A 23,069-nucleotide genomic window follows, 5' to 3' on the forward strand; every position below is an offset into this window, starting at 1 on the left:
TGCTATGCAATCCCAACCCCCCATCACTGATTCCCCCTGGCTCTGGTTTGCCATCTTCCCAGCGGTAGGGCTTGTGGCGATCTTAGCCACAGGGGGGAAGTTTGGGGATCGACAAGCGAATATCGAGCGCCAGGGCCAGGCTCGCACAGCCGTGGCGGAGGGGTCACTCGATATCAATGAGGATTCGACTGGCCGCAAGTCGTCTTCGGGGGTGCCGCACTATTCTCAACCTGGTGAAACGCAGGTCAAACTTTGGCCGTTGGTTGTCACATTATCGGTGATAACGTTAGCATCGCTGGGGATGCTGGTGCGAGAACGCCTGTTCTCGCGCTCCGCTATCGCTGAGCAGGACTCAGCAGAGCGTCGCGGCTAACGAAGATCGAACATATGACATTGCTGCTTGAGAATCCGTTGCCGATCTGGTCCGCTGGGGCGGTGTTTACTACGCTCTGTTTGGTCTTGGTCTTTGCCCGTCGGTCGCTTGCGTCGATAATTGCCCTCGTGGTAGTGATTGCAATCACGCTGCTCTTGGTTCTTGCCGAGAAAGTAGTTGTTACGGAGCGTGAGAAGGTCGAAGAGTCGATTTTGCAGCTAACCAATGCTCTTGAGGTCAATGATCTTGCAGCGGTGCTGGCACTAGTCGATCCCTCTGCAAACAAGGTGCGTGCCGACGCCGAGTCCTTAATGCCCCAGGTGAAAATAAAAGACGCCGGTGCCACTGCAATTCGAATCGAACTCGATGAAACAGCAGTGCCACTTCAAGCGACGGCCTTCTTCCGCGGTCGAGTCGATGGTGTCCACACCCGCTCAGGTGGTCGAGTCTTCTACTTTGATCAATTAGAAATCGATTGGCAAAAGACCGCCGACCAGTGGTTGATCCTCAATTATCGAGTTTTCCAAAAGGGCCAGGCGATCGATGCTGTGAAAAGCGTTCGTGGAAATCGACCTGTCCGGTAACCTACGGCTTGGGCTTGTGAGGAGGGTAGGGCCCGTGATACTCCTTCTCAAACCCTGCCTGAGGAATCGGACGGAAGAACTCACGATTCGGCTCGCGACGCCAGGCACCATCGTGGTAGCCATCGGCTGCGTCCGGATCAAGCCGGCGAGGATCTGGCCCCGCGGAACCGTAACCGTAGCTTGGCGAGGTAAAACCAGGACCTGGAACACCTCCCGGTCCACGAAAACCTTGGTCGTAACCTGGATAGCCACCGCCGCCATAGCCTTGTCCATAACCTCCGCCGTAGCCCCCACCATAGGGACCATAGCCGGGAAACCCGCCGGAGATGCCAAAGTAGTTGCCGCCCGCAACAGTCGAACCGCGCCAGGCGTCATGGAATCGTTCCCACTCGGCATCCATTCCGCCTCTGCCGTTGCCATAGTTGGTGACAACATAGTTCGCGCTCGATGAACCATCCGCTCCGCGCAAGACGGTCCGAGTGCGGCTATAACCGCTGGTCACGATCCGCTGGTCGGGCAAGGGTTCCACGGGTGCAATCGGGTCATACTGGGCCACACGAGAACCGGTAGCCGGATCATGCGTGTAGCGACTCGGGGCAAATACCCAGCTATCGGCCTGCGGCACAAAGGGGGCAGCAGTCGCCAAAGTGTAGCAACTTGCACACTCAGCCCCACGCGAACGTGACGAGAGAAACACGGCCAACAAGGCAACTGCGAACAGGAGCCGCCATACAAACTGTGGAATGCGATTAGTCATGATGTGTATCGGTGGGAGAAGAGGTGAGAATTGGAGAAGAGATTTTTATCAGCAATGAAAATTTCGCAGTGGGATAGGTGGCAGTACTATTCGATCGGAGCTTGCCGAGTTCGATTTAATGCCTCTGCCCGCCCGCGAATGCTAACATTTTCGGACTCGGTGGATTCAGAAGGATCGACAGGTGTTGCCGTGGCGTCGGCCACGGATTCAGCCGCTGCATCGGCAGGCACCCCAGCGGAATCGGAGTCAGCTTTTTCACCGAGATACTTCGCCCGCAACTCGGGGGTCGCCTCGGCAGGTCGCCAGATTTTCAGCAAGTTGTCTTCGGGATCGTAAAGGTATTCGTCGCCGGGTTCGAGCTCGGGCAATGGCAACACCTGAGGACACATCTCCGGAATAAACTTTTCCATAAATTCTTGGTGGTTCTTCGGGTATTGCGAGTGGATGATTTCATACTGCATCAGGGCCGGTTTGATCACCAGGTTAAAAGTGGTTTCGTTCTTCACCCAAGGGATAGCCTGCATGTTCGTGCCCAGTGCACCACCTGATCTGCGCGAGAGTTTTCCCTGCTTAGGGTCTTTGGGTTTCACTTCGCGGGGCACCCCCGTGGTCATCGGTGGTTCTCCCTCGACGCCAGACATGTCGATACGACCATCAGGCAAATACCAATCTTCCTTGCCGAACAGTTCGCCATCGCCTTGTCCGGCAGGTTCGCCTGCCGTAGTCGACTTCGGCGCTGGTGTACTGGCCACCGGTCCGGTTTCGATATCAGGCACGTCGCAAGCCGCCATCGGGATAATAAGTAGCGACACGGCGAGGAGTGATTTGGTTTTCATCGGGTTTTCCATTTAATAACGATTTGAACTTTGAAATGTCGAACAGCAAATGTCTGATCATTCGGATCAATGATTTCACATCTGACATTCCACATTCGTTAGGTTCCATTCTCTCATCTCCGCCAGCTTGCTGCGATGAGTCATGTCGAAGTTCAGCGGCGTGAGCGTAATTTTTCCCGCTCGGAGAGCGGACAGGTCAGTCTCTTCATGGCTAGGTGGGTCAGGTTGAAGGCCGTTGGCCCAGTAATAGGGGCGGCCACGCGGGTCTATCTTTTTGCGAAAATCTTCGCCCCAAGGGGAGGTCGCCATCGGTACGACTTTCACTTCAGCCGGATTGTCTAGCGCCATCATGGGGATGTTCATGTTGTATAGGTGATGTTTTGCTTTTTCCTGGCTGAGCATCTGTTCGATCACGCCGACGGCCAATTCCGCTGCAACGTCATAACGGGCTGCCTCGTGAAACTCGAGCGAAACCGCGACGCTGGTTGTTCCAAAAAAAGCTCCTTCAATTGCCGCTGCCACCGTGCCGGAGTACAGGACGTTGATACCGGCGTTCATGCCACTGTTGATGCCGCTGACCACCAAATCGGGTCTGTCAGGTAGGAGGGCACAAATTGCTAACTTCACGCAATCTGCTGGGCTTCCTTCCACGGCCCAACCACGTCGGCGGCCCGCGTCGTCGAACACCTCCCGTGCCATCAGTGGCTTCAGATAGGTGATCGAGTGGCCCACGCCACTTTGCTCGGTGAGCGGAGCGGCAACGGTCACTTCTCCTAAATGTTGCAACTGGCGTTCCATGGCTGCTAAACCAGGGGCATAGATGCCGTCGTCGTTTGTAAGAAGGATTTTCATGCCGTAACTGTCCGTCTAGTAGGGATTTGCGTCTTCGTTGCTGCTTTCTACATCATAACGCTTTGCGGTGTGAAAATTCAACTTAGTGTGGCGAAATGACAACGCCTAGGGGCTCCCAGCGGCGCGTTGCATAGCAGCTAGTGGCCTCTATAATGGCTCGTTTTCCCAATAGCCGCGATGCAACGCGTCACACGGATTCAGACCATGACGACCCAAACCACCCAAAGCAGTACAACCGCCGAGAGAGTGTTGGTGCTGGACTTTGGTTCGCAATTCGCCCAATTAATCGCCCGTCGGGTCCGGGAGCAGCATGTGTACTGCGAGATTGTGCGGCACAACATCGCAGCCGAGCGGGTCCGCGAGTTAGCACCTTTGGGGTTGATCTTTTCCGGCGGCCCCGCGAGTGTCTACGCCGAGGGGGCCCCTCAGTGCGATCCCGAGCTGTTCGACCTGGGTATTCCCATCCTGGGTATCTGCTACGGAATGCAGCTTGCTTGTCATGTTTTAGGGGGTAAGGTCGAGAGTTTTCCTTCGCGCGAATATGGCCGAGCGGAGTGGCGGATCGACCAAGCCGACCCCTTGTTTGAGGATGTCGCTCCCGTTAGCCAGGTCTGGATGAGCCACGGTGACCAGGTAGCCAACATTGCCGAAGACTTTGAGCAACTCGCCAGCACACACGATTGTCGCTTCGCCGCCGTGAAGCATCGCTCTCGGCCCATCTATGGCCTGCAATTTCACCCAGAAGTGACCCACACGCTCGAAGGGATCAAACTGCTTGGCAATTTTTTGCGAAACATATGCGGCACAACCGGCACTTGGCAACTAGGCGACTTTGCCACTGAGACGATCGCTCAGATCCGTCAGTCGGTAGGCACTGACCGCGTGATTTGTGGGCTCTCTGGTGGAGTCGATTCTTCGGTCGTCGCTGCCATGTTAGCTGCCGCGATTGGTCCGCAATTGTCATGTATCCTGGTTGACAATGGCCTCTTGCGACTCGACGAAGAAAAAGCAGTTATCGAGGAATTCACTAAGCACTTTCAAACGGACCTCCACGTGGTAAAGGCTGAAGAGCAATTTCTGACGGCTCTCGCCGGAGTGACGGACCCACAAGAGAAGCGTCGGCGCATCGGACACACATTCATCGACTGTTTTGCCCAAGAGGCGAAGCGTATCGAGGGCGCGAAATACCTGGCCCAAGGAACGCTCTATCCCGACGTGATCGAAAGTGGGGCCTCCCGCGATGGGCCTGCCGACACGATTAAGCTGCACCATAACGTCGGTGGCTTGCCGGACGAACTTGGATTCGAGCTTATTGAACCACTGCGGGATCTTTTCAAGGACGAAGTCCGGCGACTCGGTCTACAACTAGGACTTCCCGAGGAAATTGTCTGGCGGCATCCCTTTCCTGGACCCGGGCTTGCCGTGCGCTGCCTGGGGGAAGTTACTCGCGAGCGACTCGACACCCTACGGGCCGCGGATGCCATTGTGGTCGGTGAAATCAAAGCGGCTGGATTGTATCGGGCTACCTCGCAGGCGTTCGCGGTGCTACTTCCCGTACAGAGTGTCGGTGTAATGGGCGATAGCCGCACCTACGACGATGCCCTTGCAGTGCGGTGTGTGAACACTGATGATTTCATGACCGCCGACTGGAGCCATTTGCCCTACGATTTACTCGCTCGAATTTCGACTCGTATCATTAATGAGGTCAAAGGGGTCAACCGCGTGGTGTACGACATCAGCTCCAAACCCCCAGCGACGATTGAATGGGAGTGACGGGACGACTGGTCACTAAAGTGACCAGTCCAAAGCTGATCGGGCTGGTCGCTTGAGCGACCAGTGAAACACGAGAAAACAAAACCCATGAGTCACTTTAAAAAACTCCGCAAAAGCTCCGCGACCAAAACGGAGGTATTCCGAGGAGAGCACCGCTACGAACACTGGTACCTGGACAACCAAGTCTATTTCATTACTGCCCGCTGCCGTGAGCGGTATCCGGCATTTGCCGGGGATGATGCGAAACACATTTTCTGGGAGCGGGTTAATCACTACACCACCAAGTACGAATTCTTTCCTTGGGTTACGTCTCTTTTGGACAACCACTACCATACACTGGGATACCTCAGGACCGGTGAAAATCTAGGTCCGCTGATACAGCATTTGCACGGTTCAGTGGCACAGTTGGTCAACGACCTGCTCCCTGAGCGGCGGTTGCCATTTTGGCGATCCGCTGGGAATCGAGATTACTTTGATGATTGCCTGCGCGATGAGAAGCAATGTCGCCTGGCGTTTCGCTATACTCTTACTCAAGGTGAGCGGCAAGGAGTCGTCAGAGACTATCGCGACTACCCCCACACCCGTGTGCAAATCGAATTGGAACGCGGCTTGAAGCGTGCGATGGAGCTTAAGGCGTTCATTGAAGGTGTACCCTATAGACGCTATCAAACTGGTCGCTGAAGCGACCAGTCCAACCCCTACGGACTGGTTGCTTCAGCAACCAGTTCCCCCCGCCTAGAACCCAAAAACCTCTATGTCCCAAAAATTCATCTACCAAATCAGCAACCTCACCAAGAAAATCGGCCCGCGCGAGGTCCTCAAAGAGATCTGGCTCGCCTTCTATCCTGGCGCAAAGATCGGCGTCCTTGGGCGCAACGGCTCTGGCAAAAGCACCTTACTGCGAATCATGGCTGGCAAGGACAAGGATTTCGACGGCGAGGCCCGCCTCGCGGAAGGGTTTACTGTTGGCCTCCTGGAACAGGAACCGCATCTCAATCCTGACAAGGACGTGCAAGGGAACGTTGAAGAAGCAGTCGCTGCAACCCGTGCTTTGCTCCAGGAGTTCGAGGCCATTGGTGAAAAGTACGCCGATGTGGCCGACGACCCTGACGCGATGGAAAAACTGATGAATCGTCAGTCTGCCCTGCAAGACAAGATCGACGCTGCCAATGCCTGGGAACTTGATCGACACATCGAAATCGCTATGGACGCGATGAACCTCCCTCCAGGCGATGCCGATGTAACCAAACTCTCGGGGGGAGAGAAACGTCGGGTTGCACTATGCAAGATACTGCTTGAAAGGCCCGACTTACTCTTGCTCGACGAACCCACCAACCACCTCGATGCCGAGAGCGTCGCCTGGCTTGAACGCCACTTGGCCGAGTACACCGGCACGATCGTTGCCGTGACGCATGATCGCTATTTTCTCGACAACGTCGCGGGTTGGATCTTGGAACTTGATCGCGGTCAGGGCTATCCCTTCGAAGGGAACTACACTTCATGGCTCGAACAGAAACATAAGCGACTCGAAACCGAGGAGAAAAAGGCAAGTGCTCGACAACGGGCGTTGGCGCGTGAATTGGAATGGGTCAAGTTGGCACCGCGTGCTCGGCAAGCCAAGAACAAGGCCCGCGTGAACGCTTACGAACAAATGGTTGCCGAGGAATTCAACGACAGGCCGGATGAATTAGAGATTCAAATCCCCCCCGGACCGCGACTGGGGGATATGGTCGTCGAGGCGGTCAATCTTGGTAAGTCGTTTGGCGACCGCGTGATTTTTGAGAACGTCAATTTCCGCCTTCCTCCTGGCGGCATTGTTGGAATCATCGGGCCCAATGGATCCGGCAAGACCACACTGTTGAAAATGCTTATGGGATTGGAAACGCCCGACGAGGGGGAACTCAAAATCGGCCCCACAGTTGAACTGGGTTACGTCGACCAGTCCCGCGATGATTTGGTCGCCGACAACACTGTCTATCAGGAGATTTCAGGCGGACTGGACAACTTGGAAATGGGGGGCCGACGCCTGAACAGCCGATCGTACGTATCGCGGTTTAACTTTACAGGCACCGACCAACAGAAAAAGGTCGGGGTCCTTTCCGGCGGGGAGCGTAATCGCGTGCATCTGGCCAAATTGTTGCGGCGCGGGTCCAATGTGCTTCTATTGGACGAACCGACCAATGACATCGACGTCGATACCCTGCGGGCTCTCGAAGAAGCAGTCGCCAATTTTGCCGGTTGTGCGGTGGTGGTGAGCCACGACCGCTGGTTTCTGGACCGTCTGGCAACGCATATTCTGGCTTTCGAGGGAGAAGGCTACGTCCACTGGTGCGATGGTAATTTTGAGGCCTACGAACGAGAACGCCGTCAGCGATTTGGTGAAGAGGCTGACGCCCCGCATCGGTTTCGGTATAAAAAACTCCAGCAGAGCTAATTCTGTTTTTACTATTTACGGATTAAAGGCACTAAAAAAATGAGCGTACTGCGTTTAGGTTCAAACCAGAAATTTGCGGACAATTGGGGCGCGGCATTTGGCGGCGGAAAGAAAAAGTCGGCCGTTAAAAAATCAGCCAAGAAGAAGTCCACTAAGAAGCCGCCGACCAAGAAAAGCCCTAAGAAAAAGTCGGCCAAGAAGTCCGGTACCAAGAAATCCACTTCGAAAAAGTTTGCAGCTAAGAAGTCGCCCAAGAAAAAGCCTGTCTCAAAGAAAAAAACTTCCGCTCGCGGAAAGAAGAAATCGAAATCAGGGCTTAAGCAGAAAGAGTTGTTCTAGAATGGAGGCCTGAACGATTAACACGAGTTCCGGGCTAGTTTTACGGTTTCCATTTCTTGATGAAGGCGAGCAATTTGTCTTCGCTGTAGGAGTTACCTTTTTGGATTTTTGAAGTGTCTTGCGAGTGCAGCAACGTGCCGTCGCTCTCCAGCACGTACCAGTGTGGATAGCCTGCCACGGTAGGGAACTGACCGAGAAACTCCGTGTTCTCATTTTGTCCCTGCGTGTAGCTCACCTTCATGATCAGAAACCCCTCGCGCATTCCCTCGGCAACACTCGGCGTCTCTCGGATAAAGGCGTCGAGTCGATGGCAGAACTGGCACCATTCACCTCCTACTTGCAAAATGATTCGCTTATTCTCTGCTTGCGCCCGTTTGACAGTCATTGCGAGATCAACAGCCGGATCCGCTTCCGGGTTGTAATTGGGAACCGTGTAGACAGCCTGCTTGGCTGAGGGTTGGCAGCCAGCTATTGCTATTAACAGCAACAGTCCAAGCGCGAGTCGCATGCGCTACGCCCTTCCCAGGAAATCACCTGTGCGAGTATCGACTTTGATGACTTCTCCCTCCTTCATATACTCGGGCACCTGAACGATGGCCCCCGTTTCCATGGTAGCTGGCTTGGTGCGAGAGGTGGCCGAATTCCCTTTCACACCGGGATCACACTGCGTGATTTTCAATTCCACAGCAGCAGGAAGTTGCAGTCCCACGCACTCGTCGTTGTAAATCTGAACGAGGATTCCCGTCAGATTCTCGGTGATGTATTGCATCTGCTCGGCGATGTCCGCGGCAGGAAGCTGATACTGGTTATAGTCCTGGGAATCAAGGAAATGCACCTCGCTGCCGTCGGAGTACATCAACGTCACCTCTCGGCGCTGGAAGTCGGCTTCAGGGAGCAAGTCAGTTCCCTTGCAGGCGAAGTCCGTCTTTTGCTGGGTAACCAGATTGCGAGCACGGAACTTGTAGAGTGTATTCCCGCCACGGGCCGACGGGGACTGGACATGCACGGTTTCAATAATGTGTGGGGCTTCGAGTTGAAGCACAATTGCACCTGGTTTGGCATCTTTGGCAAGCATAGGGACCTTCGTGTAAAGATGTAGCCGCGATGCGACGCATCGCAGGAAAATCAAGCCAGGATTTCACCAGACGAGGGGTCAAACGTCAAGCCGCCGGTCAAGCTGGCCAGAGTCTCCACCACAGTCAAAAGGCACGTCGGGTCCAACATGTCGTAGTCGTCCTCAGGATCGGCGAATTCGTCGTGAACAGCGTCTTCGCTAACAACGCCGTTACTGGCCGCCATGCGCTCGAAATGAGCAACATCCAGCCGTGCATCGGCAATGATAAGTTCCTGCAACTGATTTGGTGCAAGGTCTTCACGTAGCTCTTTAGCCCAGGCGAGATTTTGCTCAATAATGGCGTCACCCACTTCGTAGCTGATTTCGACGGCAGCATGATCCTCAGGAGATTCTACGAGTAGCGACTCGATCAAGCCCGCTGGGTCTGAGGAAGGATTCTCAATCTGGAACCGACAATTCGCGTTCGCAAGTGCAGTCGAAACTTGCTTGAGTGTGGGTCGCCGCTTCTGCGGAAACAATATGAAATACGTTTCTCGCCAGTAGAGCTCGTCATTTTCGGCCATCGTCGAATGCCTTCCATTTGCTAAGCCAGTAGCCAGCTTCACCGTTACCAAAGGTTCTCGCCGGGTTCTTCATCAGGTGGACCAAGGCCACCCTGCCATAGTTCGAGTCGATTGGACATCTCGTCGCGTTCCGCCAGATTGGCCCAGACCGATTCTCCTTGCTCAAGCCGAATTTCGTAATATCCTTCGCGCGTGCAATCCTCTTCGCCACAAAAATGGGGCGTCGCTGCGACCCACATCACTCGGTACAGTGGGATAAATTTGTCATCGACACGAATCAAAATCGACACGTCTGCTCACCGTTTAAGTTCAAGGTAGAGTTAACTCTCTCCTAATTCCTGTGACCTCTTCGTAGCCGCCACCACCGCCTCGCGGAATGCCTCGGCTCCCTCGAGCTTGGCCAACGCCTCCAACCCAGCCACAGTCGTTCCTCCTGGACTGGTGACCTGTTCACGCAACGCAGCCGGAGACAAACCAGTAGTTAGGACCATCTGAGCAGCACCTTTGGCTGTCTGCGATGCCAATTCGAGTGCCAACTCCTCAGGCAGGCCCATTTGGGTGCCCCCCTGGGCTAACGCTTCAATCATCTTATACACGAAAGCGGGACCTGAACCCGAAAGCCCCGTCACAGCGTCAAGTTGATTCTCGGCGACCTCGAATACTCGCCCAACACTCTCCAAGACAAGGCGAATGTCTTCTGCATCTTCGTCCGTTGCCGATGAGCCACGGCTGAAACAGGACGCTCCTTCGCCCACCAGACAGGGGGTATTGGGCATGACTCGAATCAACCGAGAGTCCGTGGGCAACGCCTTGGCAAGTTTCTTTAGCGTTACTCCTGCGGCTATCGACACCACCAGCTGCTGCTCTGTAACTTGGTTGCCGATGTCAGCCAGCACATCTGGCATGACCTGTGGCTTGATCGCCAGCACGATAATGTCAGCACGTGCCAGGATCGGTTCGTTCGTATCGAACACAGCGACCCCTGCAACTTGATCGGCAAAAGCATGCCGAGCGTCAAGCGAAGGGTCCGCAGAGATCAACTGTCCGACGGTCATCAAGCCACTTTCGACGCAACCCCGCGCAAGCGCGGTTGCCATACGACCGGCACCAATGAAACCAACGGACTTGGTGAATTCAGGCAAGAAACGTTTCCTTTGCTGGCATTGCTAGTTATGGGCGAAGTAACAAGTATCCTACGGAATTGAACCGACACCGACAATCTCGCAAATGCCCATATTTTCGGGGAATTACTGATTTCTTGGCCCAAGAATGCGATTGACGAGGCCTATTGATTTCCTTACGCTCGCGAAGCTCAAGAGTGCTTCCTCGGACATGAAATTTGGCTCGGTTGTCAGGCGAACGTTGGCGAGTCCTATTGCGTAGTTACTTCTAGCGTTACCAGACCTATGAAGAGTCTGGCCCGTACAATCGGTTTTTCTAGTCGTCGCCGGGCATCGATGAGGACAATCTCGATTTAGATGATGTGATTTAGCCACGGCCAACGTGAGTTTCCACCTGTCCCGCCAAATCATGATTCGCATACCTGTTACAAAAGTAGTTAGTTGATTGATCGGCCCCCCGGAGAAATTATCAACGCATGCTAGCACCTTGGTCGATGAACCTATTGCACTCGCAGTTGCGCTCGCACGGTCACTCTACTCCCCGCCGACCAGGGATGCGACGCCCCTTCGATCAAGAAATTGGCGATTGAGAATAGTTTTTTAGATTCAATGTGGCTCAACTTTTCCCAGGCGTTACACTAGCTATTTAGTTGGACAAACGTGTTGCAGCTCGCACTGCTCACGTGATGCAATCCACCGGAGAAAATCATGCAAATTCACGGCTCCTCTCATGTTCATGGACCTCACAGCCTCAAAGGCCCTTATTCGAACCACACTAACGGTGCCCGACCTACCGCACGAGCGAATGCCACGGGTGATCAATTTGAGATCTCTGCCGCCGCTGAGGCGGCGGCCCAAGCAGTCGAAACTGGCGATATCCGCGCCGACTTGGTGAATCGCGTCCGCAACGAAATTGCTGCCGGGACCTACGATACTCCGGGCAAGTTTGAGGCCGCCATGGAGCGATTGCTGGATGATGTCGTCTGAGGCTGGTTCATGGCGTTGCAGGTTCTTAACGACGTCCAATAGGCGAGCCTCTTGAGACTCTTCCAATCTCAGTGTAGAATCAATAATCGAACAGCCAAGTGTAGCTTAGTAGCGTTTCTTGGCGATTATTAGCGGGTATTTGAATTGGCTCGCTTGTCTCAATAGGAACATTTCCAGTTCTTATTGAGATTCGCAGTATTGATTCTGGAGTCGGAAGAAAGGTCGGGCTCGCCATGTCCAGCGGGTATTCACTAGGCACCGTCGAAGTATCTAGCTCCCCACAGGAGCGGTTTGCTGATTTCTTGCAAAGCAAGGGAAAGCGGATCACTCAGCAGCGGAGGATCCTCATTGACTTCGTCTTCAAGCGGCACGATCATTTCGACGCCGAGGAACTGATCCTCAACCTAGCCCAGGTACCTGAAGGCCGCAAAGTCAGCCGCCCTACGGTCTATCGAACTTTGAACGAATTGGTCGACTCGGGACTCTTACGGCGAATGAACCTTCGCGGACGCGCCATCTACGAGCACGATTATGGCTATCCTCAGCACGATCATCTGCACTGCACGATGTGCGACAAGCTAATCGAGTTCCAAAGCAGCGAGCTCTCCGATCTCCTCCGTGCAGTCGCCGCCGAATATGATTTCCGCGACACAGGCCATCGGCTGATTATTTCGGGCATTTGCTCTGCCTGCAGTGCGACACGTCATCGTCGCCAGACACCGCTGGACTTGGTGTAGAGCTTACACGCGTAATTCTTCTGTGGTCGCTTGAAGTGTATAGCGCTGGCGGATAGGTTCAACGACCTCGGAGAGAAACTCGTCCACCTGCTGAACGCTACGGCCTGTGAGACTTGAGGCATCGATTGCTGAATCAACGTCTACCCCGGTAAAGGCCGAATCTTTTTGCAACCGATCGACGAGATCATTGGTCCGACCATGCTCCTTTACTTCAGCCGCCGCGGCCTGACTGTGCTGGCGAATCCTTTCGTGCAAATCCTGGCGATCTCCTCCCGCTGAGACTGCCGCCATGAGGATGTTTTCTGTCGCCATGAAGGGAAGTTCTTCTCGCAGATTGCGGGCGATCACTTCGGGATATACTACCAGCCCACTGGCGACGTTCTGGTAAAGAATGAGAACCGCATCGATTGCCAAGAACGCCTGCGGGATCACCAGACGTCGATTGGCACTATCATCCAAGGTGCGCTCCATCCATTGTGTGGCGAGGGTCGCTGAGGTACTGGATTGCAAGCTCATTGCAAAGCGAGCCAGTCCGCAGATGCGTTCACTCCGCATGGGGTTTCGTTTGTAAGCCATGGCTGAAGAGCCGATTTGGTCTTTCTCGAAGGGCTCCTCTAACTCCTTGCGGTGCGCGAGAATTCTCAGATCAGTAGCTGCCTTATGAGCCGAGGCCGCAATTCCTGAGAGCGAATCGACGATTTGGGCATCAACCTTACGCGGATAGGTTTGGCCGGTGACTGTGTATGTAGCCGAGAAGCCCATCTTCTGGGCGACCAATTGTTCCAACCTGCCAACCTTGTTGTGGTCGCCATCAAAGAGTTGCAAGAAACTGGCCTGAGTGCCTGTTGTTCCCTTCGTGCTGCGGGCACACAGAGTGGAGAGTCGATGCTCAATTTCCGCTAGGTCTAGAGCCAGATCGTAGGCCCAGAGACACGCCCGACGGCCGACAGTCGTGGGCTGGGCCGGTTGCAAGTGCGTAAAACCCAAGGTAGGTAAATCGCGGTAGTCTGTTGCGAATTTTCCTAAGGCATCGATAACCGCCGCCAATCTCTGAGCAACTAGTTCGAGTGCCTCACGTAAGATCATCAGATCGGCATTGTCGGTGACGAAGCAACTGGTGGCCCCCAGGTGAATGATTGGTTTGGCGGTCGGACACTGATCGCCATAGGCGTGGACATGAGCCATTACATCATGCCGAAGTTGTCGCTCGTACTTCGCCGCGGCTGCGAAGTCGATCTTGTCGACATGCTTACGCAATTCCTCGATCTGTGCAGCCGTGACGGGCAGCCCCAACTCTGCCTCGGCTTCAGCCAGCGCAACCCATAAACGCCGCCAAGTGCTGTGCTTGTGTTGTGCACCAAAAAGCCGACTCATGGCGGTCGAAGCATAGCGAGAAATCAGCGGGTTTTCGTATGTTTCGTGGCTCATAAACTTTATTGTAGTCCGAGAGCGATTCACTCGGTATGGGCAAACCACTGCTGCTTGGGTCGAATAGAGATCGTTTTTCACATATTCGTTAGATCATCATCACCAGCGCTCCCCAACAGGGCGTCGAGAGCACTTGATACCGCGATGTTATGACTAGCTGGCGCACCCTTCGGGAGATACACACGGCAGACTAATTGGCTCATCGGCAAGTGTTTGTACAATTCGTCGTCGGTGAGGGGGCGGATTTGTTTTGTGGCGGAACGGTAGAGGAAATTCTGGCCCGCGGCAGCCGTCTTGGGGTCGGGGCGGTCAATGTAGTTCGGAAGGTCCACTTTCAGAGGGATGTCGCGCAGTTCAATTGGTAACACCTCACGAATTGCCTGCTCAGCCAAAGCCTCGCGGCCTTTGCGAAACAGGTCCGTGGAAGTCGGGTCCAGTCGGGTGCGTTCATCGGCCAAATCCCAGTCGACTTGTCGGCTCAGAAGCTGTTGCCACCGTTCCCCCAGGGCGCGTTGGACTGGGTCGTCGCTTTGAGGCCAGCGAGCGACATCGACCAGCAACGACCACTCCGTGAATCGCTGGTATTCGTCCAGATACTCTAGAGGGTTACCGGGAAACAAGTATTGCTTGCCGGCACGAAATAGGTCTTCCAGGGTCTTGTCGATCGCCCGCACCGTGCGATGGAAATAGATGGAACGAAAGAGCTCGCTACGTGCCTGCCGAAATCGCACAAGGGCATTCATGCCACGGGAATGGATCGTGAGTCCCTGCTCGCTAAAAAACGTGTATCGAATCAGACGTTCCAGATCAAAGGACCGGGTGCTGTAGCCAGACATGTAGGCATCGCGAAGCACAAAATCCATGTTATCGACGGTGTACAGCCCGCAGAACAAACTGCGCAGCATTACCAGCCAGCGCGGTTTGTCTGCCGCGTCATTTTCCACCGGGCGGGTAATCAGCCAAGCAATCTGGTCGGGATCGATTCGCTCACCGTCAGCCAGTCGGCTGTTGGGACAGGTGCGAATCGAACAGAGCAGGGGCCCCAAATCATGGCGAATAATGTGGGCTCCCAGTTTTTCATGGGTTAGCCGATAGTCCGAAAGGAAATGAGCGTCGAAGAAATGTCCGAACGGCCCATGCCCCACGTCATGCAGTAAAGCGGCGAGGCGACAAAGACATTCCACATATCCCCGGCTGGGAACATCTGGGCAAACCTGCTTCAGGCTCTCGTAGAGTGAGCCGACCATACGACTCGCCATGTGCATGGCGCCTACGACATGCTGGAACCGAGTATGCTCGGCAGACGGATAGACCCACCAGGCGGTTTGTAGTTGGTGGATTTGCCGTAGGCGTTGCAGCCAGGGATGGTCGAGTAGAGTGCGTTCGGAAGCTTCCCCTTCGTCGACAATGGATACGAATGGAATGTACCCGTGGATGGGGTCGTGAAGCAGGCTTTCGCGAGTAAGATCAGGCATGCGAGGTATTGTTGCGGGGCGAGGCCAACACGGCAATGGGAGCGAATGTGAGCTTACTCTCCCACTGAATTACTCTTCACGAGTATGTTCCAACGATTGCATCGCTAAGACGACAATTGCCCCGACCAGGCACACGAGCCAGATCACTCGAGCTGCTGTGCTGATGTGGCCTAGGACGCTGGCGGTCGCCTCGTCACCCATGGCAGTGAGCAGTCCGGCTACCCACCCTAATACGGCTAACAGAATCGGCAGCCCCAGCACGCACACCAGGAGAGTTTTTAGAGAGTTTCGAAGATTCATCGGTCCGCTCGGGGAGTTTTACCAAGGTGTCGCAAACTGCGGAATCGTTACAGCTTGTCAGGGATGTGCATTTTCTTGTCCGACAGTGTGACCTGTCAATGCTGGGAAAGAGCAGAAAATCTCGACTCGCGAGGCACTGTCACCCCCGAGGTGCGAAATTGACTGTTTCCTTCGCCAGGTCACAATGAAGCTAGATAGACATCTTGTAGGCTCGAACGAGTAAGTCGAGTTCCGGCAAACGGCGTCGTTTGTGTTTCCATGCCTGAACCGCGCACGGCTTGTTCCGGCCGAAGGATATTCCTTGGAATTGAGCGTAGGCAATGACTTTCTCTGATCATCGCGCGAAATGGACCATCATTGCAGTTTGCTGCGCCGTTGTGTTGCTGTCCTCTGGCGTTGCTCCGGTCTGCGCCCAGAAAATACAATTGAAAGATGGTCGCATCTATCAAGGGCGGGTGCTTCCGGTGACCGGAGTCTCGGATCCTCCATTGGCAGACGCCGGGCCGGAGGGAGAGGCTGTCTCGACACCAATACTCTTGATCGATGATGAACTTCGTCGCGTCTATGTGCCAAAGGCACAGGTCGCTGCGATTCTGGATCAGGCACCTGAGAATCTGATCAAGATCCCCTTGTGGCAGAAAGTGGCAAAAGCGGGAAACACGCTGGGGAGTGTAGGTCCCAGCCTGGGAGTTTCACCCTTCGACGAGTTCGGTCGCCGACTCTATGAAATGCAGACCCGTGACGGACCGCTTTCGATTGTACAGGGAATCACTGAGATCACACCTCGCTATGCAAAGGTCGAAGGACTACTCGGTGCACCAAGATCCATTGTATGGGACATGAGGCTAGCCACCAGTTCGATTCCCCGAGAAACCATTGCTGCCATATTGAATAAGGCCGTCTCACATGAGGACCCCCAGGATTGGCTCCAAATCGTGCGGTTCTATTTGCAGGCCGAACGCTATCGCGAGGCCCTCGCGGAACTTGAGGCAATCATCGCTGCGTTCCCCGACAAAGCAGACCTGCAGACAGAGGTGCAACAACTGCGAAAGATCGGTGCCCGTCGTATTCTGCGTGAGATTCAACTTCGCCATGCTGCTGGACAACATGAACTCGTGGGTAGACTGCTAACCAATTTTCCCACTGAGGACGTTTCTGGCGAGACCTTGCAGCAAGTCCGAGAGGCTTCCACCGACTACGAAAACGACAAGACCCGTGTGGCAAATATCTCAACTCATTTGCGCGATCTTGTTGGCAAACTTCCCAGCAACGATTCACGCGCCCTTGTCAAACCTGTGACCGATGAAATCCTCGACAATCTCAATCTAAACAATGTCGATCGACTCGCACCCTTTTTGCAATTAGCCGATGATGCGAGTCTAACGACGGAAAACAAGCTGGCGTTGGCTATATCGGGCTGGGTGCTGGGGCCCAAGGATGCCATCGACGAACTTACTGTGGCTCTGAATATGGTTGCCGTCCGTGGCGTGGTTGGCAATTATCTCGTGGAAACCCTTGCCCATAAGCGTACAGCGCTCATCGATTCGATTCGTACACTCGAGGGAGTGACTGTGTCGCGCACTGCCAGCGTGCTAGCCCAACTTACTCCTCCTCTGGCCATTCCTAAGGAAGCAAAACTGGGTTATGGCGCATACGAATTGTCTGCTCGGGGCCACACAGAAGAGGGCAACTTTCGCTATCTTGTGCAGGTCCCGCCGGAATACGATCCCTCGCGGAGATATCCAGTGTTGATTGTTCTAAACGGGGCATTCAATGACCCCGACCAGGAGTTGGATTTCTGGACTGGCAAGCCACCACTCGATGAAGAGAACAAGCCCACTGGCCAGCGACAAGGGCAGGCAATGCGGCATGGCTATATCACGGTGTCCATCAAGTGGCTCAAGCCTCGCCAGTACACCTATGAATACTCATTTCGAGAGCATGAGGGCGTGCTCACTGTGCTTCGCGATGTCTGCCGAAGGTTCAGTGTCGACACCGACCGCGTCTTTATCTCTGGCCATGGCATCGGCGGTGATGCCGCATGGGATATGGCCCTGGCCCATCCCGATTTGTGGGCAGGAGCGATTCCGTTTGTGGCTCAGTTCAGTAAGCAGGAGAAGTATGTCCCACACTATTGGGAAAACGCTGAGTATGTGCCGTTCTATTTTGTCGCCGGGGAACTCGATGGCACTAAGATGTCGGAAAACGCCCAACTCTTCGACCAGTTTCTCATAAAACGATTTGATACCACCGTGGTCGAATTCCATGGCCGAGGGTACGAACCGTTTCACGACGAGATCCTCGAAATCTTCGATTGGCTGGGGCGAAAGCAGCGAGTCTGGCCACCGCAAGAATTTGAATGCAATACGATGCGCGACTGGGATAACTTTTTCTGGTGGATCGAAGGCCGCGGATTTCCCAGCAGCGTGACTCCTGGCAACTGGCCGGCCCGCAATGCACGTCCGACCCCTGTCGAGGGACGCATCGGTAATGGCAATCGACTTTCGGCTCGCACGGCATGCGCTGAGACGACCATCTGGCTGAGGCCCGACGTCGTAGATTTTGATAAGCCGATCCGCGTGACCCTTAACGGCAACCGTGTGAAGGGGGACGATCAGCCAAGTCTAGAAGTACTGCTAGAAGATGCCCGCACACGCGCTGATCGCCAACGCCCCTTTTGGGCGAAGCTACAGGTGCCGTGAAGCTCCTGGCTAAATCAACGCACTGAATTCACATCACTCGAAAGCTGCGTGCTGGATGCCCGAGCTTGGGGGGCGATCTTGGTAAGCGTAGCTCCCACGATGAACCACCCGTCCGCGTCGGTACGCACCAGTGTCCCGGCTGGGCCGAAGTAGCGACGCACCATGTCAAACTCTGGCAGCTGATGGCCATCGATCTTCTGTTCGCGCAAGATCCCTTCGTCTTCGCTTTCCTCCGGTGTCATCAGGCGATTGAGCAACCGACCGAACAACGTCTCGGCCTCTGGCATTTTGCCCTGCCGTAGCAAATCATAGGTTGGTCGATAGGCTTCGTCCGTGCGGACAAAAAACTTCGCCGCGACGGGCCCTGGCATCAAGTGATTCATCACACTCTCAACCTCGCGAAAGTCGCCAGCGTCATTCAAGTCATTTTTTTCCTCTTGTTTCGAAAGAACCTTGCGTAGGAATTCGGCATGGGAGGAAATAAAGAGGTGCCCATCGGTCACGCACACCGCCGAAGAGGTGAGTGCGGAGGCACCAAAGGCATCGTCCTGAGAAGCCCCCTCGGTGGGTTCCAAAAGATCGAGATCGTTCAGATCCAGGTCCATTCCCGAGAGATCCGCTTCCGGTTCATGGATTTCCCAGATGATCTTGTTTTCAAACTCCGTACTGCTGGCATTCGGGTCACTCTTCATAAACTTCTCTACCGTCTTGGCGATCGCTTGTTCATTGCTCAATTCCACTACAATCATAAACCGCTCGCATTTTGGCGTGATCGGCAGCTCATAATCCGTGACTAGTACCACGCGGTCGCCCAAGTGAGCAATAAAATCTTTCTGAACGTCAACCTGAGGGCCATAGGGATCACGCTCCAAACCTTCCAGAACCCCGGCAAAAGCTTCTTCGTAGCCGGCAATCGCATCGAACAGAGTGCCAAAGAATTGAAAGGCATTGTCCATATCAATGCTAAAGGTGCGATAGCTGGCCAACTTGCGAGGAATCCAGTCATGAGTCTCTAACGATTCTTGATTTGGGAATTTCATCATCCGCATGGCTAGCCGATATTTGTCAGGCTCGCCAGGAATAGCGGGAGCGTATACTGCCGTACGATGCAAGAGTTCAAAAGAACTTCCTACTGACAGGTTCACGAATCCTCCCAGTGATTGCACGGCATCAAACCCCTGTTCCTGCAAGATCTTCACATAGTCTTTGCCCCCACGCTTGGCGTCGGCAGACTCCAAAGAACGAACCGCCCTGGCATATCCAAAGGGGTCGGCAAACCATTGCGCGTCGGGCACTATATCGCCGGCTTCCTTTTGACAACGCTGCAGCGTCTGCTGATAAGTCACGACCTCGGCAAGCCCCGCTGACTTGTCCTTGAAGCGATTGAGCATCTCGTTGGCCTCGATAGCACTATCGCTGGCACAGAAAATATTATCTTTGACAAAGTGCACCGTTTGACGCGCAATGCCGTTTTCTTTTTTGGCCGGGATATCATAGGTGGTAAGCGTCGTCCCCTCGTAGTTGTCAGTGGTCTTGGTAGCACCTCGCTTGGTTAGGTCGCGGTCAAGCTTTGCCAAAAAGCCCTCAAGTTCGCGGTGACGGTCGGTGGTGTCGACAGTAAGTGCCACGGCCGCGCGGCCGTTCTCGACTTCGACCATTGCGATGCCAATCTCACCACCAGCCACATCCCTCAGATCCTCAACTGAAATCCCCAGCTTGTCTCGAACTCCAGAGATTTTGCGTTCGATCTGCTTTCTAACATCCTCGACAAATGGCCGCATGGACTCGTCTTGTACTAGTTGCCCGAGTTGTGTTTCATGCCAATGGGCAATCAGGCTCTCTATGTTAGGGACCGAGATGAAACCGCGCGATTGGGGAGACATTAATTGATCACTCGGCACGGCTGCCAAGAGTCGCATTGGAGAAAGCAGCATCGTACTCAGCAGCGCTACTAAAAGTGCCAAGTTAGGAAAAATGCGCAGAGGGCGACGTCCGAGGATTTCAATTTGCACGATGAACCTGCCTGGTAGGGGTCGTGGAGGTGAGCGGTATGAGCGTGATCGCGAAGACGCGGGGGGGTGTAGTGATTTATCGACCAGCCAGCAAAGATTGTCTTGCCCAGCTAGCGTCACCCTGTAGAGCTTACCTAATGGGAGCAAGACATCCCAGCGGGATAAATAGAAAACTGGTAAAATAGGGGGAATGTACGGGCTGGCTCTGCGGTTTGTTTTCTACTTTTTGAAGTCGGATATATTAGCGTCTACTTCACGCCAGAATCTCTCGCCGCCGCTTGAGATAATCCCACACCACATACCGATCCAGATCACGGCCCGCCGTGAAAAATACGCGACCTTTTGTGCTCTCGGCGAGACGATATGCAAAACGCACATCTTCTTGTGTTTGCGACCAACTTGGAATCAGAAACAGGTTGATCGTGATTCCCTCACGCATGCACAATTGACCCTCGCGCATCGTGGCTTGCTCCGTCTGCGGATCGGGGGGGTACAAGAGATAAAGCATCTCGGCTTCAAAATGGGCCGTGGGAAGACCGTCGGTGATCAGCACGATCTGGCGGTTAGGGGTGTCCTGCGTCGAAAGCAATCGCCGCGCAGTCGAGAGGGCATGCTGGATGTTCGTGAAGTGCGGCGGGACTTGATACTCGCTAATGTCGTCTCGACTCATATCGGCCCTTAGACGCACCACGGGGTCGAACACCGTCACCGGCTTGGGCATTAGTTCCACGATCCGACCGCGTTCCACTTGTTTGGCAAAGCTGTACATTTCCACGAATTGCAAATAGTCGCCCGGATACTCACTTCGGATCAGCCCTTCGAGAGTGAGTGCCATTCGCTTGACGTTGATGTATTGGCCGTCGTATCGCATCGAGCCGCTCATGTCCATCAACACGCAGGTCGCGCACTTAGGATTGTTACGGGTCTTGTGAACCTGCATGTCGTCGGAGTTAAACCGAATCGGCAGCCCCGGTCCTTGCCGCAACATGGCGTTGATGAACGTGCCGGGGATATCAAGTTGCGTGATCGAGTCACCGAATTCGTAGGGCTTGGTGGCCTGGAGTTCGACGGCCCCTTCGCCCAGAATCGGCCCTAGATGCCTCCCTGAGCGTGATTCCGAGAGTTCGCTGAATAGCCTATCGATCAGCTTTGCCTGAAAGATGCGATACGCCTTGGGAGTAACGCGGTAGTTCCCCTTCTCTTGCTCGAGTCCTTGCCGCTCGGCGATCTCGCGCAGGTAATCCTGAATCTGCTGCTGTAGTGCCGAGAGTTGGTCTATATCTCCCGGCTCGGCAAACTCGGCCAGCGCTTCCATGTCGATCACACCGATCTGAGCAGTCTCGCGAGCTTCTTCAAGTTGCTTGATAAGTTCGTCGATACGCTCCAGTTCTTCCTTCACCTCAAGCGCCTGCGGCACCGTCATCGCTTCATGACCAGTAAACTCGTATCGCGCAGCCAACTCCTCGATCTCATATTTATTGCCGAGGGTCTCGATCAATCCGACCAGCGCTCGGGCGAAAGGAGATTGGTCGTCCCCAGTCGCATACCAAAGCCGTTCCAAGTCGCGGAGTTGCTCCTCGCGAATGGCCGCGTGAAATCTTTCGCGATGTTTGCGAGGCGGAGCGACACTCTGGGCCTGTTCGACATACGCGCCATGCGCTCGCTGCCGAACCTTGCGAGTTTCAAACCTCTCAAGAATCTTACGTTTCCGTTCTCGCAGAATTGCCAGCAGCGCGTCGATGCTGGGACCTAAACCGGCGATCTGACTGGGGTCCAGCCGCACGGCGCGGGCCAGTTCTTCATCCGTGAGTTCACGGTGCTGGCCGTACATGAGCATATGCTCGAACGCCGATGAGACGAGATCGGGGGGGTCCTGGGTGGGACTTGGAAACCGTTGGGGGTCATATTTCTGATAAGTATGAATGATCCCGCCGAGCGTGTTGCGATTGGCCATGGGCCCCCCCTGAGAGTGGTAGTGCGAGCAAGGACATCATACGCACCAACCGGGCAGGGGGGAACTAGCGAGGCAGAATGAACAGTGTTCAAGGTCCAATGACCAAAAACTGCAGGAGACAATTCATCGCTGCCTACAACACTAGCGTATCGGTCACACCCAGATCGTTCTTGAGTTGTGGGATAACGCTCTGGCGAAGATGGCTATCCAAGCGGGCATACTTGCCTAGATCGTCGGCGATCTCCGTGTCTGTCATTTGAGCCGATCGACCGTACAGCCCCACATCGAAAGCGGCAACACGAATCCCCACCAGCACTTGCCGCAAATCTGCCAGAAGTTGTTGTTTGTCGCTGCGGTCCAGTTTCTGCTCACCACCTGAGAGACGCATTTTCCATTGTCGCAGCCGATCGGCCAACTCGCCAAATTGATCACACTGCCGACGGAACCCAGCCACCCCATCTTGATCTGGCCTCGCCTGGCAACCCACCATGGCCGCGAAGTCGCTGTTGCGTGCATCCGCAGCTTCCATGGCTGCTTCAATGCACCCTTCCATCGTCAGTTCCAAGAGGTCGGTTTGAATCATCGTGAGATGCCTCGCAAGTTGCTGGTATAGAAGAGATGGTGGAGTGGAGACCAAGACGAACTCTCGGTCCCCTCCCTCAAGCATAGTTGCGAGCTGCCTAGCGATCAAGAAAATTGTCCCCGTCGCTTCGACTGTATCGAATTTGGCGATTTTTGAGCGAGAATAGGGATTGCGGGCAACCCAT

General features: G+C 54.5%; 23 protein-coding genes. 9 read left to right on the forward strand and 14 right to left on the reverse strand.

Annotated elements, in window-relative coordinates; all coding sequences use genetic code 11:
• The first annotated feature begins 4 nt into the window (after nucleotides 1-4).
• Together Pla144_RS18635 and Pla144_RS18640 are read left to right on the forward strand one after the other, a co-directional pair.
• A complete protein-coding gene (locus tag Pla144_RS18635) occupies nucleotides 5-373 on the forward strand; it encodes a hypothetical protein (protein ID WP_146452217.1) in 369 nt (122 codons plus the stop codon).
• A gap of 14 nt (nucleotides 374-387) precedes the next feature.
• Nucleotides 388-957, forward strand: a complete 570-nt coding sequence (locus Pla144_RS18640) for a hypothetical protein (RefSeq protein ID WP_146452218.1) — start codon at nucleotides 388-390, stop codon at nucleotides 955-957.
• 1 nt (nucleotide 958) lies between these two features.
• On the opposite strand, the gene Pla144_RS24740 is transcribed toward Pla144_RS18640, so the two are convergent.
• The 3 genes from Pla144_RS24740 to surE form a co-directional block, all read right to left on the reverse strand.
• Nucleotides 959-1,714, reverse strand: a complete 756-nt coding sequence (locus tag Pla144_RS24740) for a hypothetical protein (RefSeq protein ID WP_197530816.1) — start codon at nucleotides 1,712-1,714, stop codon at nucleotides 959-961.
• Between the two features lie 86 nt (nucleotides 1,715-1,800).
• Complete coding sequence (locus tag Pla144_RS18650) at nucleotides 1,801-2,550, reverse strand: hypothetical protein (RefSeq protein ID WP_146452219.1); 750 nt, start codon at nucleotides 2,548-2,550, stop codon at nucleotides 1,801-1,803.
• A gap of 75 nt (nucleotides 2,551-2,625) precedes the next feature.
• Nucleotides 2,626-3,402, reverse strand: coding sequence for a 5'/3'-nucleotidase SurE (gene surE, locus Pla144_RS18655; protein ID WP_146452220.1), 777 nt, complete (start codon nucleotides 3,400-3,402; stop codon nucleotides 2,626-2,628).
• A 204-nt stretch (nucleotides 3,403-3,606) separates the two neighbouring features.
• Between surE and guaA the strand changes: the two genes are divergently transcribed.
• From guaA to Pla144_RS18675, 4 genes are all read left to right on the forward strand, one after another.
• Nucleotides 3,607-5,175 (forward strand): glutamine-hydrolyzing GMP synthase, encoded by a 1,569-nt coding sequence (guaA, locus tag Pla144_RS18660; RefSeq protein ID WP_197530817.1) that lies wholly within the window; start codon nucleotides 3,607-3,609, stop codon nucleotides 5,173-5,175.
• Nucleotides 5,176-5,262: 87 nt separating this feature from the next.
• Nucleotides 5,263-5,856, forward strand: a complete 594-nt coding sequence (locus tag Pla144_RS18665; RefSeq protein ID WP_146452222.1) for a transposase — start codon at nucleotides 5,263-5,265, stop codon at nucleotides 5,854-5,856.
• Between the two features lie 73 nt (nucleotides 5,857-5,929).
• On the forward strand, nucleotides 5,930-7,609 hold the full coding sequence (gene ettA, locus Pla144_RS18670; protein WP_146452223.1) for an energy-dependent translational throttle protein EttA: 1,680 nt from the start codon (nucleotides 5,930-5,932) through the stop codon (nucleotides 7,607-7,609).
• 39 nt (nucleotides 7,610-7,648) lie between these two features.
• Nucleotides 7,649-7,948, forward strand: coding sequence for a hypothetical protein (locus Pla144_RS18675; protein ID WP_146452224.1), 300 nt, complete (start codon nucleotides 7,649-7,651; stop codon nucleotides 7,946-7,948).
• A 40-nt stretch (nucleotides 7,949-7,988) separates the two neighbouring features.
• Here Pla144_RS18675 and Pla144_RS18680 read toward each other — a convergent pair whose 3' ends face one another.
• Genes Pla144_RS18680 through proC form a run of 5 tightly spaced genes read right to left on the reverse strand, consistent with a single transcriptional unit; the run spans nucleotide 7,989 to nucleotide 10,728 of the window.
• A complete protein-coding gene (locus tag Pla144_RS18680) occupies nucleotides 7,989-8,456 on the reverse strand; it encodes a thioredoxin family protein (RefSeq protein WP_146452225.1) in 468 nt (155 codons plus the stop codon).
• 3 nt (nucleotides 8,457-8,459) lie between these two features.
• Nucleotides 8,460-9,023: an elongation factor P gene (locus Pla144_RS18685; protein ID WP_146452226.1), complete on the reverse strand. Its 564-nt coding sequence runs from the start codon at nucleotides 9,021-9,023 to the stop codon at nucleotides 8,460-8,462.
• Between the two features lie 50 nt (nucleotides 9,024-9,073).
• Complete coding sequence (locus Pla144_RS18690; RefSeq protein WP_146452227.1) at nucleotides 9,074-9,586, reverse strand: hypothetical protein; 513 nt, start codon at nucleotides 9,584-9,586, stop codon at nucleotides 9,074-9,076.
• A gap of 44 nt (nucleotides 9,587-9,630) precedes the next feature.
• Entirely contained in the window at nucleotides 9,631-9,876 is a 246-nt protein-coding gene (locus Pla144_RS18695) for a hypothetical protein (protein ID WP_146452228.1), read from the reverse strand.
• Nucleotides 9,877-9,906: 30 nt separating this feature from the next.
• Nucleotides 9,907-10,728, reverse strand: coding sequence for a pyrroline-5-carboxylate reductase (gene proC, locus Pla144_RS18700; protein WP_231936439.1), 822 nt, complete (start codon nucleotides 10,726-10,728; stop codon nucleotides 9,907-9,909).
• 687 nt (nucleotides 10,729-11,415) lie between these two features.
• Here proC and Pla144_RS18705 point away from each other — a divergent pair.
• Complete coding sequence (locus Pla144_RS18705) at nucleotides 11,416-11,694, forward strand: flagellar biosynthesis anti-sigma factor FlgM (RefSeq protein ID WP_146452229.1); 279 nt, start codon at nucleotides 11,416-11,418, stop codon at nucleotides 11,692-11,694.
• A gap of 233 nt (nucleotides 11,695-11,927) precedes the next feature.
• Entirely contained in the window at nucleotides 11,928-12,431 is a 504-nt protein-coding gene (locus Pla144_RS18710) for a Fur family transcriptional regulator (RefSeq protein ID WP_146452230.1), read from the forward strand.
• 3 nt (nucleotides 12,432-12,434) lie between these two features.
• Here the strand turns inward: Pla144_RS18710 and purB are convergent, their stop codons facing one another.
• The 3 genes from purB to Pla144_RS18725 all read right to left on the reverse strand — a co-directional run bounded on the left by purB (nucleotide 12,435) and on the right by Pla144_RS18725 (nucleotide 15,634).
• Complete coding sequence (purB, locus tag Pla144_RS18715; RefSeq protein WP_146452231.1) at nucleotides 12,435-13,859, reverse strand: adenylosuccinate lyase; 1,425 nt, start codon at nucleotides 13,857-13,859, stop codon at nucleotides 12,435-12,437.
• Between the two features lie 77 nt (nucleotides 13,860-13,936).
• Nucleotides 13,937-15,334 (reverse strand): HD domain-containing protein, encoded by a 1,398-nt coding sequence (locus Pla144_RS18720; protein ID WP_146452232.1) that lies wholly within the window; start codon nucleotides 15,332-15,334, stop codon nucleotides 13,937-13,939.
• A gap of 69 nt (nucleotides 15,335-15,403) precedes the next feature.
• Nucleotides 15,404-15,634 carry a hypothetical protein gene (locus Pla144_RS18725; RefSeq protein ID WP_146452233.1) on the reverse strand — a complete coding sequence of 77 codons (231 nt, stop codon included), beginning with the start codon at nucleotides 15,632-15,634 and terminating at the stop codon, nucleotides 15,404-15,406.
• 320 nt (nucleotides 15,635-15,954) lie between these two features.
• Between Pla144_RS18725 and Pla144_RS18730 the strand changes: the two genes are divergently transcribed.
• The gene (locus tag Pla144_RS18730) at nucleotides 15,955-18,336 is read left to right on the forward strand and encodes a peptidase (RefSeq protein WP_146452234.1); all 2,382 of its coding nucleotides are present in this window, start codon (nucleotides 15,955-15,957) and stop codon (nucleotides 18,334-18,336) included.
• A 14-nt stretch (nucleotides 18,337-18,350) separates the two neighbouring features.
• Here the strand turns inward: Pla144_RS18730 and Pla144_RS18735 are convergent, their stop codons facing one another.
• The 3 genes from Pla144_RS18735 to Pla144_RS18745 all read right to left on the reverse strand — a co-directional run bounded on the left by Pla144_RS18735 (nucleotide 18,351) and on the right by Pla144_RS18745 (nucleotide 22,885).
• The gene (locus Pla144_RS18735; RefSeq protein WP_146452235.1) at nucleotides 18,351-20,348 is read right to left on the reverse strand and encodes a hypothetical protein; all 1,998 of its coding nucleotides are present in this window, start codon (nucleotides 20,346-20,348) and stop codon (nucleotides 18,351-18,353) included.
• A 253-nt stretch (nucleotides 20,349-20,601) separates the two neighbouring features.
• On the reverse strand, nucleotides 20,602-22,302 hold the full coding sequence (locus tag Pla144_RS18740) for a VWA domain-containing protein (protein ID WP_146452236.1): 1,701 nt from the start codon (nucleotides 22,300-22,302) through the stop codon (nucleotides 20,602-20,604).
• A 133-nt stretch (nucleotides 22,303-22,435) separates the two neighbouring features.
• Nucleotides 22,436-22,885, reverse strand: coding sequence for a hypothetical protein (locus Pla144_RS18745; RefSeq protein WP_146452237.1), 450 nt, complete (start codon nucleotides 22,883-22,885; stop codon nucleotides 22,436-22,438).
• Nucleotides 22,886-23,069 lie beyond the last annotated feature (184 nt).

This window comes from Bythopirellula polymerisocia (assembly GCF_007860015.1).
GTDB classification, from domain to species: domain Bacteria; phylum Planctomycetota; class Planctomycetia; order Pirellulales; family Lacipirellulaceae; genus Bythopirellula; species Bythopirellula polymerisocia.